Origin of the sequence: Limnothrix sp. PR1529 (assembly GCF_002742025.1) — a bacterium.
Taxonomy (GTDB): Bacteria; Cyanobacteriota; Cyanobacteriia; order CACIAM-69d; family CACIAM-69d; genus CACIAM-69d.
In genome coordinates this window covers 182,993-198,724 of record NZ_LIRO01000009.1, presented here as the reverse complement: position 1 = coordinate 198,724, position 15,732 = coordinate 182,993, and the positions used below count along the sequence as shown (strand labels likewise).

The 15,732-nt window shown below is 54.5% G+C and carries 11 protein-coding genes; 5 read left to right on the top strand and 6 right to left on the bottom strand.

The window, feature by feature from the left end:
• The first annotated feature begins 309 nt into the window (after window positions 1-309).
• Together AMR42_RS02190 and AMR42_RS02185 are read left to right on the top strand one after the other, a co-directional pair.
• Window positions 310-1,173 carry a hypothetical protein gene (locus AMR42_RS02190; RefSeq protein WP_099531819.1) on the top strand — a complete coding sequence of 288 codons (864 nt, stop codon included), beginning with the start codon at window positions 310-312 and terminating at the stop codon, window positions 1,171-1,173.
• Window positions 1,173-2,177 carry a DUF1822 family protein gene (locus AMR42_RS02185; RefSeq protein ID WP_099531818.1) on the top strand — a complete coding sequence of 335 codons (1,005 nt, stop codon included), beginning with the start codon at window positions 1,173-1,175 and terminating at the stop codon, window positions 2,175-2,177. Before AMR42_RS02190 ends, AMR42_RS02185 begins: the two co-directional genes overlap by 1 nt.
• Window positions 2,178-2,369: 192 nt before the next feature.
• Here AMR42_RS02185 and AMR42_RS02180 read toward each other — a convergent pair whose 3' ends face one another.
• Complete coding sequence (locus AMR42_RS02180) at window positions 2,370-2,942, bottom strand: NYN domain-containing protein (protein WP_234406503.1); 573 nt, start codon at window positions 2,940-2,942, stop codon at window positions 2,370-2,372.
• Window positions 2,943-3,082: 140 nt separating this feature from the next.
• On the opposite strand from AMR42_RS02180, the gene AMR42_RS02175 reads away from it, so the two are divergent.
• Window positions 3,083-3,826, top strand: a complete 744-nt coding sequence (locus AMR42_RS02175; RefSeq protein WP_099531817.1) for a J domain-containing protein — start codon at window positions 3,083-3,085, stop codon at window positions 3,824-3,826.
• A 135-nt stretch (window positions 3,827-3,961) separates the two neighbouring features.
• Here the strand turns inward: AMR42_RS02175 and AMR42_RS02170 are convergent, their stop codons facing one another.
• The 3 genes from AMR42_RS02170 to AMR42_RS02155 all read right to left on the bottom strand — a co-directional run bounded on the left by AMR42_RS02170 (window position 3,962) and on the right by AMR42_RS02155 (window position 10,003).
• Window positions 3,962-6,940 carry a CHASE domain-containing protein gene (locus tag AMR42_RS02170; protein WP_099531816.1) on the bottom strand — a complete coding sequence of 993 codons (2,979 nt, stop codon included), beginning with the start codon at window positions 6,938-6,940 and terminating at the stop codon, window positions 3,962-3,964.
• Between the two features lie 648 nt (window positions 6,941-7,588).
• Window positions 7,589-8,668, bottom strand: a complete 1,080-nt coding sequence (gene psbA / locus AMR42_RS02160) for a photosystem II q(b) protein (protein ID WP_099531814.1) — start codon at window positions 8,666-8,668, stop codon at window positions 7,589-7,591.
• Between the two features lie 459 nt (window positions 8,669-9,127).
• The gene (locus AMR42_RS02155; protein WP_234406501.1) at window positions 9,128-10,003 is read right to left on the bottom strand and encodes a Tab2/Atab2 family RNA-binding protein; all 876 of its coding nucleotides are present in this window, start codon (window positions 10,001-10,003) and stop codon (window positions 9,128-9,130) included.
• Window positions 10,004-10,099: 96 nt separating this feature from the next.
• Between AMR42_RS02155 and AMR42_RS02150 the strand changes: the two genes are divergently transcribed.
• Window positions 10,100-11,029, top strand: coding sequence for a DUF4349 domain-containing protein (locus tag AMR42_RS02150; RefSeq protein ID WP_099531813.1), 930 nt, complete (start codon window positions 10,100-10,102; stop codon window positions 11,027-11,029).
• A 176-nt stretch (window positions 11,030-11,205) separates the two neighbouring features.
• On the opposite strand, the gene AMR42_RS02145 is transcribed toward AMR42_RS02150, so the two are convergent.
• Window positions 11,206-12,378, bottom strand: a complete 1,173-nt coding sequence (locus tag AMR42_RS02145) for a DegT/DnrJ/EryC1/StrS aminotransferase family protein (RefSeq protein WP_099531812.1) — start codon at window positions 12,376-12,378, stop codon at window positions 11,206-11,208.
• Window positions 12,379-12,526: 148 nt separating this feature from the next.
• Here AMR42_RS02145 and trxB point away from each other — a divergent pair, with 148 nt between their 5' ends.
• Window positions 12,527-13,936, top strand: coding sequence for a thioredoxin-disulfide reductase (gene trxB, locus AMR42_RS02140; protein WP_099531811.1), 1,410 nt, complete (start codon window positions 12,527-12,529; stop codon window positions 13,934-13,936).
• Window positions 13,937-13,959: 23 nt separating this feature from the next.
• Here the strand turns inward: trxB and nadB are convergent, their stop codons facing one another.
• Entirely contained in the window at window positions 13,960-15,660 is a 1,701-nt protein-coding gene (gene nadB, locus AMR42_RS02135; RefSeq protein WP_099531854.1) for an L-aspartate oxidase, read from the bottom strand.
• Window positions 15,661-15,732: the final 72 nt, after the last annotated feature.

Here is a 15,732-nt window from a genome sequence, read left to right as displayed (position 1 = left end):
AATAATGAGCCAATGGGCCAGGAAAAATAAGCTGAAGAAAATGAACCGGAAGTTGCTCACCGGCAGTAATCAGCCCAGGCAGAATGCACCGGGAGTTATTCACCGGGGGGCATTCACCGAAAGTCGTTTACCGAAAGTAATCAGCCAGGAAACATGCAACTGTGGCTTCTATTAATCGGCTAAGTCCCAGAAACTTATGCAGACCCGTTAGGGGGGATCACCAAAGCGGCTGCAATCTTGATTCCATCGTCAATTGTTAATTAGCCCTCTTATTCCACCGATTCCCTCTCGTTCCTAGGAGCGGCAAACGTGGCTCGATCGATCAACTCAAACTCAATAGATTCCCCAGACTCCCCAAATTCCCCCGACCCAGCGGAGCCGGCGGATCCTGACCTGGCGCTGATCCGGCTGCTGCGCCAACTTCAGCCCCCCAAGTCCCGGAACCGCAAACGGGCCCTTGAGCAGTTATTGGCCCTAATTCCCAAGCTGCCGGGTCTGCGGAAAGATTCACACCCAGACTATTTGGAAGCGCTGAACCTGGCGTTGGAATATGTCCAAAAAAACATCGCTGCCTTTCGGTGCGACTTAGACCACAGCAGCCCGGAGTTGGTGCGCCGACGATTTGTGACCTGGGTGAATGGTCAGTTGAAGTATCGAATTATTGATCTCTATCGCCGCGCCAAAATGCCGCTCAATGCCCTCAGCTTGGATGCTCCGGTGGGAACCGATCGGGGCGATCGCGCTAGTTCCACATTGGGAGACTGCGTGCCGGCCGGGTTGCGCTTAGATGGCATTGAAACCCTGATTGAACAGCAGCAACGTCAAACTGTGCAGCGCCAAGGGTTGCTGGTGGAGCTTTATATTGAGCGAGATCCAGAAGGCCGCCTCAGTGGTTGTTGTGGCATGAAGGATCCACAGCTTAATTGTCAGTTCTTGGCTCAGTCGATTTTGTTGCAGACTCGGGGCGATCGGGTGGAGCGACAACCGCCCGAGAAAAAGGTGACTTGGCGTTCTTTAGCTCAGCAGTTGCAAATGAATGAACAAACAATTCATAGTCACTGGAAGCGACGGTGCTATCCCATGTTGCAGGCGATCGCCCAGGAGATTTGCACCCAGCCAACCCAATTTATGGAATTACTAGGCTTGATCACCCCCAAAACAGGAGCGCCGTAATGGACTGGGATCCACTTATCCTGTCTTTGGATCAGGCCGATCGGCAAAGGGCCTTGGCCCAAGCGGGTCAGGCGGCCAACCCCCATCAAGGACGAGCGGTATTTTTGGAAAGTTTGGCGATGGATGCATTGGGCCATCTTTGGCAGTGGTTGGCCCTTGAACCGTCGGGTGAGTTACGGCCGGTTTCCAGGCTGCCTGGCGAGGTGGCTTGTTTGGCCGTGCCGCAAGTGGGTTCGATCGCCCTGTTGCCCTTTGTGATGGAGTCCCAGACCGAGGCATCAGGGGCGGCACAAATCCCGAAGGTGCAAGACTCCAGCATCCTTGAGCCGTTGGCCATGCCGCTAGATTGGCCCGATCATGTGGTGGCCTTTGTGCCCGTGGGAATTAATGCGCAACTGACGGAGGCTTGGCTGTGGGGCTGGTTGGCCGTGGGTGATTTGCCCTTGCCACCCCATGCGCCAGAACGATTACCAGTGACATCGCTTCAGGATTGGGAGGCCTTGGAAACCTATTTGGCGCGGGTTCGATCGGGCTTGGCTTGGATTACGGAAGCGACGGATCCGATCGCCCGTCAAACTCGCCAGGCGATCGCTCCAAAGCAACGGGCTGCTGTTGTGATGTACCTGGAGCGGCTTTACCAATCCACACGCAACCCATCACCTTCAGAGTCGCAAATTCCCGGGAATTTCAACGATCGGGCAGTCGATCGATTAACTGAATGGTTTTCAACGAACTTACCCCCTAACCTGAAGCCCGATCGCACGGAAGGGCCGGGAGCCGATGCCGATGCCGCCAGAGAGTTGCCGGGAGGCCCATCACGCCCTCCAATGACCTATGGGCAAAAGTCATCATCCTTAACGCCCCAAGTGCGCGATCGCCGGAGTTCCTATGGATCGCAGCCAACGGCTGGGGAGTCGGAAACGGCGGCAGACTGGGAAACCTTGCCCCTGCGCTTGCTCGATCGGCTGCGACAGTTGTGGGATGAGCAGACTTTTGAAGATTGATGTTGATCTGGACAGGCCGGGCAATGGCTTAGGGCCCGTCGCCATTTCCTGGAGTCAAGCGAAAGTGATTGATTTTTCATGCCCCAGTCGTCGTAACAAGGGGCTTAAGCCCCTTGTCCCCCACGATCTACCAACGGTGGAATCAGGGTTTCAGGCGATCTAACGACCAGCCCTAGGGCTATCAAACAAAAATCAAGAGGAAGCGGAATCGCCATAGCGCAATCGTTCAAGCTGCTGACGCACCGCATCATCCAGGCGACTGCTCAGGAAGCGGCCGCTGCTGGTTTGGGTCGATCGCTGCCGACGACGCACCTGTTGTTCCGCTAATTCAATGTCGTGGAGCAATTGCTGGACAGACATCCACTCAGCGCCATAGCCGATCGTGGTCATCTGTTGGGCGCGATCGGACGTGGCCACAATCACGCGCCGACTGGCTCGATTCACTTCGCGGCTGTAGAGCGCACAGGCCCGTTCAATGTAAGTATCAGCCGTTTGCCCAAATTCCGTGTAATGCACCGTTAGGTGATCTGTGATGGTCTCCGCAGAAGCTCGTTCTGCGCGGTATTGGGCATCAAAGACCAGGTAGGTTGCAAACGCCCGATAGGCACTATAGTTGCAAAGTTGCTGAATCAACTCCCAACGGGCTGCCTCCAAATCGTCCCGTTCGAGGTGTCGGTGCATGGAGCGTTTTCGCATTTGCGACCACTGACCAATGGCGTTGTAGCCATCGACGAAGAGAGTCGCTTCATGCGATCGGGCAGTCACAAGCGTTGCCTACACTTTGCTTACAAGGGTGGTTCGCAAACTATCTTAATACGCAGATTCCCCTTCAACCGTATCGGCCAATGCTTGTCAGATGTCGATGATGGGTGGATCATTGCCCGCTTGCCTTTTGTTTTCCACCCATGGCCGCTTCCAACCACTACGAAACCCTTCAGGTCGATCGCACCGCCACCGCCGCTCAAATTAAGCAGGCCTATCGGCGTTTGGTGAAGCAATTTCACCCGGACTGCAATCCTGATTTGCCCAACAATGACCTCATTGCCGCCATTAACGTCGCCTACGAAGTGCTCAGCGATGACCAACGGCGTGCTGACTATGACGTGGCATTGCGCTATGGGCAATTCGATCGCCCCGACAATTGGAACCACCAGCCCTATGCGGCCGATCGGCAACGGGAACAACGCAGCACCACCGCCACGGAACAGCATCGTCAACAGCGGCGATCGCGCCAAACGGGCCGAGCTGCTGATGAAGACTTGGAACAATGGTTACGGCGGGTTCATACACCGGTTGATCGCGCCATTCGCGAAATTGCCCGATCGCTCAAGGGAGCTGTGAACGCCCTCGCCGCTGATCCCTACGATGACGAATTGATGGCGAACTTTGAAGCCTATTTGGAACGGATGACCACGGCGCTCGATCGGGCCAAGGCCACTTTGCAATCCATGCCCAATCCCCGCAGCACCGCTGGCATTGCCGCCAATTTGTACTACAGCTTGAACCACCTGGGCGATGGGTTGGAAGAGTTAGCCTACTTCCCGCTGAATTATGACGAAACCCGGCTCCACGACGGCCAGGAGTTTTTCCGCAATGCCGAAGGGTTACGCCGAGAAGCGAAGGCCGCTGTTAATCAGTTGGGGCGTTAGGGTTGGGACGTTAGGGTTTGAGCGTTTGGTATGCGCATTGCGTGTGTGCATTTCGTGTAGGTGTTTTGCATACACCTTATTTATTTAAAAACACTTTAAAACACTCATCTATTCAAAAATCACTATTCAAAAATACTACTCAAAAAAGCCACGAATGACCTTGTTTAAATGGGCCAATTCCACAGGTTTAGAAAGATATTCATTAGCCCCAGCAGCCAAACAACGGGCCCGATCGCCAGCCATGGCAAAAGCCGTCAAAGCAATCATTGGAATATGAGCCGTTTGGGGATTTTCGCGAATGAGTTCCATAGCCTCCAACCCGTTCATTTCCGGCATTTGGATATCCATCAAAATCAAATCGGGCTGATAGTCAATTGCCATTTCAACAGCTTCTCGGCCATTGCCAGCTCGCAAAAATCGATAACCTCGATTAGTCAAATATCGAGCAATGGTTTGGGCATTTTCAAAATTATCATCGGCCAGCAAAATGAGCGGCGGAACAATTGGCAAGTGGGGAGAAATTTTCAGCGTTGGGGCCCACAAATTCACCAAATCTTCTCCCCTGAGTGGATCAAGATGATCTGCTCGATCGCAATCCGATCTTGATTCCGGTATTGATCCTGAACCTGGCTCAGTTTCATCATCCAACTCAACAGGACTCTCAAGATCATCCGACACGGAAATCAACAATGCGCTGGGAAGGTCGATCGTGAAACAACTGCCGAAGCCCACCCGACTTGTAACGCCAACTCGTCCACCATGCAATTCAACCAAGCGCTTCACTAAGGACAAGCCCAAGCCTGTTCCTTCGTATTGACGATTCAGCGCTTCATCTAGTTGCGTGAAGGGGTGAAACAACCGGTGAAAATCTGCTTCTGCAATTCCAATTCCCGTGTCAATGACAGCAAAGCGGATGAATGGATGATCAGGGTCTGGTAGCGACACTTGCAGCGTAATTGAGCCACCTTCAGAGGTGAATTTCACCGCATTGCTCAGCAAGTTCACGATCGATTGTTGCAGCCGTCGTTCATCCGCCATCAATTGCAAATTTCCATGGGTTGGTATCACCAACGGCAGATCAAGATTGACCATAATGCTTTTCGCGATCGCCTGTTGTTTGACTAACGTTAGGCAAAACCGACAAAGCAGCTCAATATCCACTGGAGCCAGCTCAATTTCAAACTTGCCTTCTTCGATTTTCGATAGATCCAAAATATCTGTGATCAGAGCCAGCAAATGGCGACCATTCCGCTCAACGGTCTCCAGAGCATTGCGTTGCTCCTCCGTCACAGGGCCAAACATATCCTCCTTCAAACATTCCGTAAAACCCAGAACGGAGTTGAGGGGCGTGCGCAATTCATGGCTCATGATCGCCAGAAAATTACTCTTCGCTCGATTCGCCTTTTCCGCATTGCTGGCCGCTTGCAGAGCCGCTTCTTGGCTTCTTGCCAATTCATAGGTTCGCTTTTCTACCAACAGGTTCACCAAAATGGAGTTGCGAATTTGGGCGATCGAAAAAGCCCCCGTTAACCCCGTAATGAAAAACCCAGAAAGCAACACCACCATGGGTTCATTGGTGCTTAATTCGCGAATATAAGCTTCCGTCGCCCAAAACCGAATTTCCCAAGCTCGTCCCCCAAAGCGAATCATTTGCTCTCGGGCCATATAGGCATTTTTATTCTGTTGAGTTTCCTGAAGGTTGGACTGGTACAGCATTTCCGAAAGCGGCTGATCATACAGGGTAAATTCAATTCCCTTGGAAACTAAATTCCGAAAAGAAGTTTCCAGCAAATCCCCCACTCGGAAAACAACAGATAAATAGCCAGACAGAGATTTTTGCCGATCGGCTGTGGTGGTTGGCAGCGGCAATTCATAAACCGGTAAATAGAGAATTACGCCCTGCTGCTGACCCGTTTCTTGGGCGAGTTTAATTGGCGGTGTGGCCGTTAAGCCGCCAGAGTCCCGAGCCAGCTCTAGAGTCCGAAGACGGCGACTTTCTGACCCTAAGTTGAACCCAAAAGCACGCTGATTTCCATTCAGCGGTTCGATATACAACACGGGGTAATAGGTTTCTCGATCGCGATCGGGAATCAGCCGATTATTTTCATCTCGTTGTTGAAATTGAAAGTTCACAAAGCCTTCTTCGCGAATGTAGGCTTCATATTTCGCCCGATCGCCCCGTTTCACCACCGGATTCCAACCAACGGCTTGGATGCCTCGAACTCGCTCAAAATAGGGATCCGTAAAGATCTTGAACTGTTGCCGACTCACCGGAATCAAACCCCGATCGCGGTCAGCCGTATCAAACAGCCCTTGCAAACTAAAGAGAATTTGCGTGGCCTTGTCCAAATTCTCGTGTAGCCGTTGAGTAATAATTTCCGTATCATTTTCAAACACAGCATAGAGGCGCTGTCGTTCCGCATTTTTTGTGATTTGAAAAGCCAAAATGGTGGAGATTAAAACCAACAAAGCTGGCAAAATATAGGACGCAAATTGTCGATCACGGTTAGACTCACGGTGTAGCTTCAAGACAATGCGTTGGCGCTTGAGCATATACACGATGCCAACGGGCAAAACCGCCAAAACTCCCAACGAATCACCAATCCACCAATTCCACCAAGACTCCAAAAACTGAGACCCAGTGATGGAATGGCTGGCGAGCAACACACCATTGCCCACCGTTGCTCCCACCATGCAACTGATGGGCCCCGCTAACACCAGTAGCGCCAGAATTCCTAAAAATTCTTCTCGCCAAATGGGATGCTTAAACAGTTTTTGTAATAAAACATTGCCAACATAGGCTTGCAAAATTGCGCCCAGAGCAATGCCAGCTCCCACCAAAACAATGCTGAGATTAATCGTGCCGATCGCCCTTGTGCCGATCAACACATTCAGGACAAAAGACCCTAGCCAAATGCCTAAATAGGAATATTTTTTCCAATACAAGGCAGCCAGCAAGGCAATCCCCGCTGCGGGCCAAACCGGCGAAGCATAGCCCGGTGGAATGGCAAAATAGCCCGACAATAAGCCGGTTCCACAATAGGCAACCGCAACTACGGCTGTCTTTTTCCAGAAGTCTCTAACACATCGTCTAATAACATCAGAAAGTTTCATGGGAGATGAACAGTTCAGTGTTGATCGATATCCCCTCTTCCTGATGGCTAAAAACTCTAATGCTTTCGATAACTATTGATAGCGTTGGTAGTGTTGATAGCCGCAGGCTGAATCTCGACGTTTAGAATTTTGACGTTTAGACGTTCAGACGTTTATAAGATGCTACTTCCCCCTCAGCATTCACCCGATCGGTTCGCTAACTAGGCACTAGTGCTATCTGATCGAACGGGGAGCGAGATTGAATGACGATGGCTCCAACTGCCACGATCTTATCAGACTGACTCAGAAGCTGTTGGCGCACTCAGGATCCATATTTGCGGTTAATGTGCGCAATTCAGGCTCCTATCTTCGATTTGAGGCACTTTTTAGCTCAATTGTCGGGGCCATCCCAACTTTTTCCAAGGGGCTTCTAAGGGGCGATCGCCCAGTTGAACCATCTGCCAACGGTTTTCAGTCCTCGATTAAGGCACTCGGATTCGCCGATGCATCCACACAGACTCAGGGCTGCAATCCACAATCATCCAACCAAACCCAACATTCCCAAAACACCCCCCAAACCAATCAAAAGGGGAGCAGCAAAACCACTCCCCTTTCCAGCAAGATTCAGTTGTGTTGTTGGCTCGATCAAGCGATCGAGCCAAGGCAGGTTTAGCCGTTGATCGCCGGGGCTTGCAGGGCAACCGGAGCTTCAGCGCCAGCAGCCAGATCCAGCGGGAAGTTGTGAGCATTACGCTCGTGCATCACTTCCATACCCAGGTTGGCGCGGTTGATCACGTCAGCCCAGGTGTTGATCACGTGACCTTGCGAATCAACAACCGATTGGTTGAAGTTGAAGCCGTTCAGGTTGAACGCCATCGTCGAGATACCCAGTGCAGTGAACCAGATACCCACAACCGGCCAAGCACCCAAGAAGAAGTGCAGCGAGCGGCTGTTGTTGAACGAAGCGTATTGGAAGATCAAACGACCGAAGTAGCCGTGAGCTGCAACGATGTTGTAGGTTTCTTCCTCTTGACCGAACTTGTAGCCGTAGTTTTGGCTTTCCACTTCCGAGGTTTCACGCACCAGCGAGCTGGTCACCAAGGAGCCGTGCATTGCCGAGAACAGCGAGCCACCAAACACACCAGCAACGCCCAACATGTGGAAGGGGTGCATCAGAATGTTGTGCTCAGCTTGGAACACCAACATGAAGTTGAAGGTGCCCGAGATGCCCAAAGGCATACCGTCGGAGAACGAACCTTGACCGATCGGGTAGATCAGGAACACGGAGGTTGCAGCAGCCACAGGAGCGCTGTAAGCCACGCAGATCCAAGGACGCATACCGAGGCGGTAGCTCAGTTCCCACTGACGACCCATGTAGCAGAAGATGCCAATCAGGAAGTGGAAAACCACCAACTGATAGGGGCCGCCGTTGTACAGCCACTCATCCAAGGAAGCAGCTTCCCAGATGGGGTAGAAGTGCAGACCGATGGCGTTCGACGAGGGGATCACAGCACCAGAGATGATGTTGTTCCCGTACAGCAGCGAACCAGCCACGGGTTCGCGGATGCCGTCGATGTCAACCGGGGGAGCGCCGATGAAGGCGATGATGTAGCAGATGGTTGCGGTCAGCAGGTTGGGGATCATCAACACACCAAACCAACCGACATAGATCCGGTTGTTGGTGCTGGTGATCCAATCGCAGAAGCGATCCCAACTGCTACCACCTTGACGGGTGATCGTTGCAGTCATTTGTAAATGAATCCGTGTTGAAGAATGGAAATGAGGCAATTGGAAATTGATGAATTATGTCAATCCAAATTGCTTTTTAGATCCTAGAGACTTACCTTCCGTAACGTCCACGAAGTTGAATATATTTTTGTGAAAAAGCTTGATTGAATTTAAAGTAAAACAAACAAAGATTGAGTTTTGCAAAATCAACAATAAGCAATGTAAATGAATCTAAAGAGATCGTTACAAAGCAATGCCGCACAACGGAGAGAGTCGATCGAACGCAGCTCGTGATACTAAGCCGATCGCGCGTGATCGACGGCGATCGAGCGCGTTTGAACAAGTTTTTTAATTAAGTACGTTTGATTAGACGTGTTTGATTAGGCGCATTTGATCAAACACGATTGAACAAGATTGAAATTGAACAAAACCGAACGATCCGGCAGGTCAATCCCTTGCCGTCACCGAGCAGTGATCAGCTCAGGCAGGTTGCAAAAACCAAAGCCCCGTATAGGTCATGCCGGAATTATCCGGTTGAATGAGCAAGAAGTGCAGGTGGCGCACGGTGGACTTTCGAGACTCAAACGCAAGGCCAGCTTGGCGCAATTCCGAATCTTGGCTGGTGGCTAAAATCCATCGATCGCACAGGCCGGCTTCCAAGATTACCCCATCCGGCTCACCGGGCACGAAGCTGAGGGCAACGGGCTGCACACCATTGAGCCATTGGGCCAACGCACGCGATCGCCGCCCACCGTTCACCACAACCCCGGGAATAGGAGCCTTAGCAGACAGACCCAGGCGATCGGGAAATAATTCCGAAGGGCGATCGCCGTAGGGGATTGGCCGCTGGGCTAACTGCCGAGCCAACACCTCCGCCGACAAACTGGCAAACCCCCAAGAATCCCCCCATAGCGAGTCCGCCAGGGGCAAAGGTGGCGGCGAATTGATCGCCAAGGGATCGTAAGGCTGACCGGTGGCCGGGTCGAGCAGGGGGGACTCGATCGCCCGTTTTTGCAACCAATCCTTCAGCGCCTGGGTGCGGCGTGTGGCGGTCACGGGCCAACCCAACCGCGCAGCCGCCGCTTCCACCAAACTCAGGGATTGGGGCCGAAACACACAGAGCCGATCGGGCGGGGTAGCATTGTCACCCATAGCCGCCATCAGCCGCTCCGCTAACCAATTGGTGTCGATCGAGCTTTGGGGGCAAACATCTCGAAACACAAACGTTTGGGCCCGATCGCACAGGACTAATTCCCAAAGGGGTTGCCCTGCGGTGTCGGTCATGGGCCGACGATAAAAATCGACTTCCCAAATTTGTTGATTGATGGGTTGATTGGTCACCGGTTGATTGGTCACTGGTTAATCTGTAATTGGTTGATTAATCGCTGAAACCGTCGGAAGCACAACAAGTTTGAACTCCCAAGTCTGAAACACACAGAGCAGGCAACTTCCATGGCTCGATCGTTGGTGCTGGTGAATTCTCCCCAAGTGACCCGTAACAGTCGATCGCCCCTGTGGGCCCTCCTGTTGGGTGTTGCGTTAACCGGCTGTGGCGGGGGCAGCATGGCCAACAAAGCCGCAGCACCCATGCCCGAGGCCATGGCTCCCGCAGCGGGCGGCCAAGAGCGCCAGGCATTAGCCCCCAACGATAGCGATTTGGCGGCCAATGCGCAGTCGCCCCCCAGCCCGATCGCCCAACCGCAACTGATCAAAACCGTCACCCTGGCCCTGAAGGCAGATTCGGTCACCAAAGCCCTGGAAGCCACCCAAGCGATCGTCAAGGAAAATCAGGGCGATGTGATTAGTCTCAACGATCGCCGCACCGACACCAGCCGGATCGCAGAATTACAGTTTCGGGTTCCCGCCAACCAACTCGATCGCGCCGTGGCCGCCGTCACCCAATTGGGTTACCTGCAAAACCGAGCCATGCAAGCGGAAGACGTGACTGATCAACTGGTGGATGCCGATGCCCGGTTACGCAACCTGCGCCGCACCGAAGACAGCTTGCTCGCCTTGCTGCAAAAATCTGGCTCCGTGCGCGACATTTTGGCGGTGAATCAACAGGTCAGCCAAACTCGCCAACAGATTGAGCAAATTGAAGCCCAACTGAAAAATCTGCGCACCCGCGTGGCCTATTCCACCGTGAACTTAACGATCGAACAGAGCGTGGCTGGTTTGGCCGATGCCAACCCCATTACGGCCCAGTTGGCGGAAACCTGGGGTAAGGCGACGCAATCGGTGGGTCAAGTCACGATCGGCCTCTTGCAAATCACCCTGTGGCTGTTGGCCTACACCCCCTATTGGTTACTGTTCGGGCTGGGCATTTGGGCAATGCGCCGCTGGGCCCTTCGGCGGGCCCAAAATCAATCCGCCAACCATTAATTCACGACCAATTCACGACTCATTCACAGTCCTTGATTCATCAATTCATCGATTATTCACTCACCCATTCATGGATTTATTGGCCAATCAATGGGTTTGTCAATCAATGCGCTTGTCAATCAATGCATTTGTCAATCAATGCATTTGTCAATCAATGCATTGGTTAATCGGTTTCCCTAAACCCCGACACAGTTCGTCGGCAAAGGAACCGCAGTCAACACCTCTCGCAGGTCGTTGATGACGCGATCCTGTTGCTCTGGGGTCAGCTCTGGGAACATGGGCAAGGACAAGACACAATGGCCCAATTGCTCGGAAACGGGCAAAGATCCCGGCTGATAGCCCAAGTTGGCGTAGACCGCTTGTAGGTGCAGCGGCAGAGGATAGTAAACCGCTGTCCCCACACCGCGATCTTGCAGGGCTTGCCGCAACCGATCGCGCAGTTCTGGGCCGGCGCTGCCCTCACCCACTTGGATTGTGTATTGATTCCAAACGCTAGTTCCGCCAGCGATCGCCTGGGGCAAACGCAGGCCCGGCAAACCGGCGAGACCCTGTTGATAGCGCTGGGCGATCGCGGTGCGCTGTTGGTTCCACTGATCGAGCGATCGCAACTTAATTTGCAGAATCACCGCCTGAATGGCATCAAGGCGACTATTCACCCCGATCGCCTCGTGGTAGTAGCGTTGGCGCTGGCCATGCTCCCGCAACATCCGCAAATCCGCCGCCAGTTGAGGATCGTTCACGGTCATGGCCCCGCCATCGCCGCAAGCGCCCAAATTTTTGGTGGGATAGAAACTAAAGCAACCCACGTGGCCAATGCTGCCCACCCGTCGATCGCCCCACTTTGCTCCCGTGGCTTGGGCACAATCTTCAATCACCCACAGGTTGCTGGCCCGGGCGATCGTCATCAGCCGCTCCATATTCACCGGCTGGCCAAACAGGTGTACGGGAATAATCGCTTTGGTGCGCGGCCCGATCGCCCGTTCCACCGCGTCCAGATCCAGGTTAAAGGTCTCCGCATCCACATCCACAAACACCGGAACCGCACCCACTGCGCTCACGGTTTCCGTGGTGGCAATGAAGGTGAAAGGCGGCACAATCACCTCATCCCCCGGGCCAACACCCAGGGCCCGCAACGCTAAATACAGAGCATCGGTTCCGGAATTACAGGCCACACAGAATTCCGTACCCACATAGCGGGCAAAATCCTGCTCAAAGGACTCGATCGCCGCGCCGCCAATGTATTTACCGGAAGCCAAAACCTCCAAGACCGCCGCATTCACTTCGTCGCGAATTTGCGGAAATTGCTCCGTTAGATTAAACGCAGGAACGTTACTCACCACGCACACCACACCATCACATTGATTTTAGGGTGACATCCTTCCTGCCTTGAAGCAACGGGGCAAGGGTTAATCAATACCTGAACGAATGCCTGCACTGCTGAATCAATTGCTGGGATGGCAACGGAATTCTGACTATGCTATTTTATTCATAGTCGGTATGAGTTTAGATAAAGCATCCATGACCAGCGCCGCTTCTGCACCCAACACCGTTGAAAATGTCGTGATCATCGGTTCCGGCCCCGCCGGTTACACGGCTGCCATCTATGCCGCTCGTGCCAACTTGAAACCTTTTATGTTTGCGGGCTTCCAGGCGGGCGGTCTGCCCGGTGGCCAACTGATGACCACCACGGAAGTGGAAAATTTCCCCGGCTTCCCGGAGGGCATCACGGGCCCGCAATTGATGGATCGGATGCGCGCCCAGGCGGAACGGTGGGGCACGGAGGTGGTGACGGAAGATGTCACCTTTGTGGACTTGAGCCAGCGGCCCTTTGTGGTGCGATCGACCGATCGGGAATTGCGAGCCCACAGCGTCATCATTGCCACCGGAGCCACGGCCAAGCGGCTGGGGCTGCCCAGCGAAACGGAATTTTGGAACCGGGGCATTTCCGCCTGCGCCATTTGTGATGGAGCCATGCCCATGTTCCAAAACGCCGAGCTAGTGGTGATTGGTGGAGGCGACTCGGCCGCCGAAGAAGCGATGTACCTGACGAAATATGGCTCACGGGTGCATTTGTTGGTGCGATCGGACAAAATGCGGGCCAGCAAGGCCATGCAAGACCGGGTGTTGGCCAATGCGAAGATCACGGTTCATTGGCACACCACCGCGATCGATGTGGTGGGGGACGAAACGGGCATGACCGGCCTACGGGTCCAGCACCAGCAAACCGGCGAAGAATCAACGATCGCCGCCCGTGGTTTGTTCTACGCGATCGGGCACAAACCCAACACCGATTTGTTTGTGGGGCAGCTTGACCTAGACGAGGTGGGCTACATCAAAACCCGTCCCCACAGCGTGGAAACCAGCGTGGAGGGGGTGTTTGCGGCCGGTGATGTGCAAGATCATGAATATCGGCAAGCGATCACGGCGGCCGGAACCGGTTGCGCAGCGGCCCTGTTGGCGGAACGGTGGCTTTCGGCTCAGGGCTTGGCCCAGGAGGTGAAGCGCGACAGCACCGAGCCAACGGCGGCCTCCGTGACTGAAGACAAGCCGATCGTGGCGGATACGGAAGAAACTTTCAATCCACAAGCCACGCGCCACTTTGGCGGCTACGCGGTTCGCAAGCTTTACCACGAGACCGATCGCCCCTTGGTGGTGAAGTTCGTTGCCCCCGATTGCGGCCCTTGCCACATCCTGAAACCCATGCTGGATAAGGTGGTGGATGAATTTGAGGGGCAAATTCACTTTGTGGAGGTGGATGTGAAGGATGAGCCGCAAATTGCCGAAGGGGCGGGGGTAACCGGAACGCCAACGGTGATGATTTTCCACAACAAGGCCAAGGCAGCGGAGTTTCGCGGCGTGAAGCAAAAGAGTGAGTATCGCCAGGCGATCGCCCAACTCCTGAGCTAAGTTGCCATAAGGCGATCGAACGATCAGACCCAAGGGAGACTGGTGCGATCGCCCAAACCCGATTGGGAAATCCAGCGCTTGTTCCCCTGCAACAGGGTGTGACAGGCCCAAGCTGGATCCGTATTGGGGTGATCTACTCGATAGTGACCGCCGCGACTTTCCGTTCGGAACAGGGCACTCTCCAGCAGCGAGGTGGCCACATCCAGCAAGTTGCGTGTTTCCACCCACTGATGTACCGCCGAGATTGCGCGATCGTCCAAAATTTGGCAGGTTTCACCCGGCTGCAATTGGGTCAACAATTGTTGAATCGGCAAGTTGCGCAGGGTGGATTGGGCCGCTTGCAACTGGGCGATCGCGTCGATCAGGGTCGATGATTTGCGACAAATGCCCGCCGCACTCCAAACCAGCTTGGGCAAATAATTTCGCCAGTGCGCCAAGTCCGGCGATGGCTCAAAGGCGATGGTCGGCAGCGACAAGCACCGCTCGATCGGCAGCACCGACCCTTGGGCCACGGTCAAGTTTCGGAACTGGGCCCCAAACACAATGCATTCCAGCAAGGAATTACTGGCCAAGCGATTGGCCCCATGCACCCCGGTGCTGGCGGTTTCACCCACGGCATATAGCCCCCCTAAGGAGGTGCAATTGGCTCGATCGGTCGCAATGCCCCCCATCCAATAGTGGGCCGCAGGCGACACGGGAATTGGTTCCCGCAGCGGATCGATGCCCCAATCACGACAAGCCTTCAAGATATTGGGAAACCGGTGCAAAATTTGCGCTTCGGGAATGGGTTGTAAGTCCAACCACACCCGATCGCCCCCATGCCGTTGCAAGTGGGAATAGACGGCCCGACTGACCGCATCACGCGGGGCCAACTCTCCCGCCTCATGAAAATCAAAGGCAAACCGCCGCCCTTGGTCATCCACCAAGTGGGCCCCCTCACCCCGCACCGCCTCGCTGATTAGAAAGTGCGGTGCACCGGGAATATCCAAGGCCGTGGGGTGAAACTGCACAAATTCCAAATCGCGCAGCACGGCCCCAGCGCGATAGGCCATGGCCACGCCGTCGCCCGTGCTAACGCTGGGATTAGTGGTGTGGGCAAAAACCTGGCCGCCGCCGCCCGTGGCCAAGATCGTGGCTCCGGCCGCCAGCCACCGCAGTTGCCCTTCCTGCAAACAGGCAATTCCTTGGCAGCTTTGCCGATCGGGGGTCAGCCACAGGTCAATCGCCAGGGTTTCCGCCAGCACCGTAATGTTCGATCGCTCCAACACCCGCGCCACCAAGGCACTCACCACCGCTCGCCCCGTTGCATCCGCCGCATGGAGCACCCGCCGTCGGGAGTGAGCCGCCTCCAGGGTGACGGCCAACTGTCCCTGATCGCGATCGAACGCCACCCCCAGTTCCACCAACTGCGCCACGCAGGCCGGCGCTTCCGCCACCAAAAATTCCACCGCCACCCGATCGCACAGGCCCGCCCCCGCCGCCAGTGTGTCGGCCACATGCAACGCCACCGAATCATCGGGAGCCGTCACCGCCGCCAGCCCCCCTTGGGCCCAATCACTCGCCGATCGCGACACCGTGGCCTTGGTCACCACCGCCACCGACAGCTCAGCCGGTAAACAGAGGGCTGAATATAACCCCGCCGCCCCACAACCCACCACGATCACATCAAAGCGATCGACCGTTGGGCGCTCAATTTCCACAGCCGGCAAAGGATCACTCATCATTGGGCACAGAAAGCTAAAAAAAGCTAAAAATCGTGGGATTGCCAAGCAAAAGCGCCACAGCCAGCGATCACC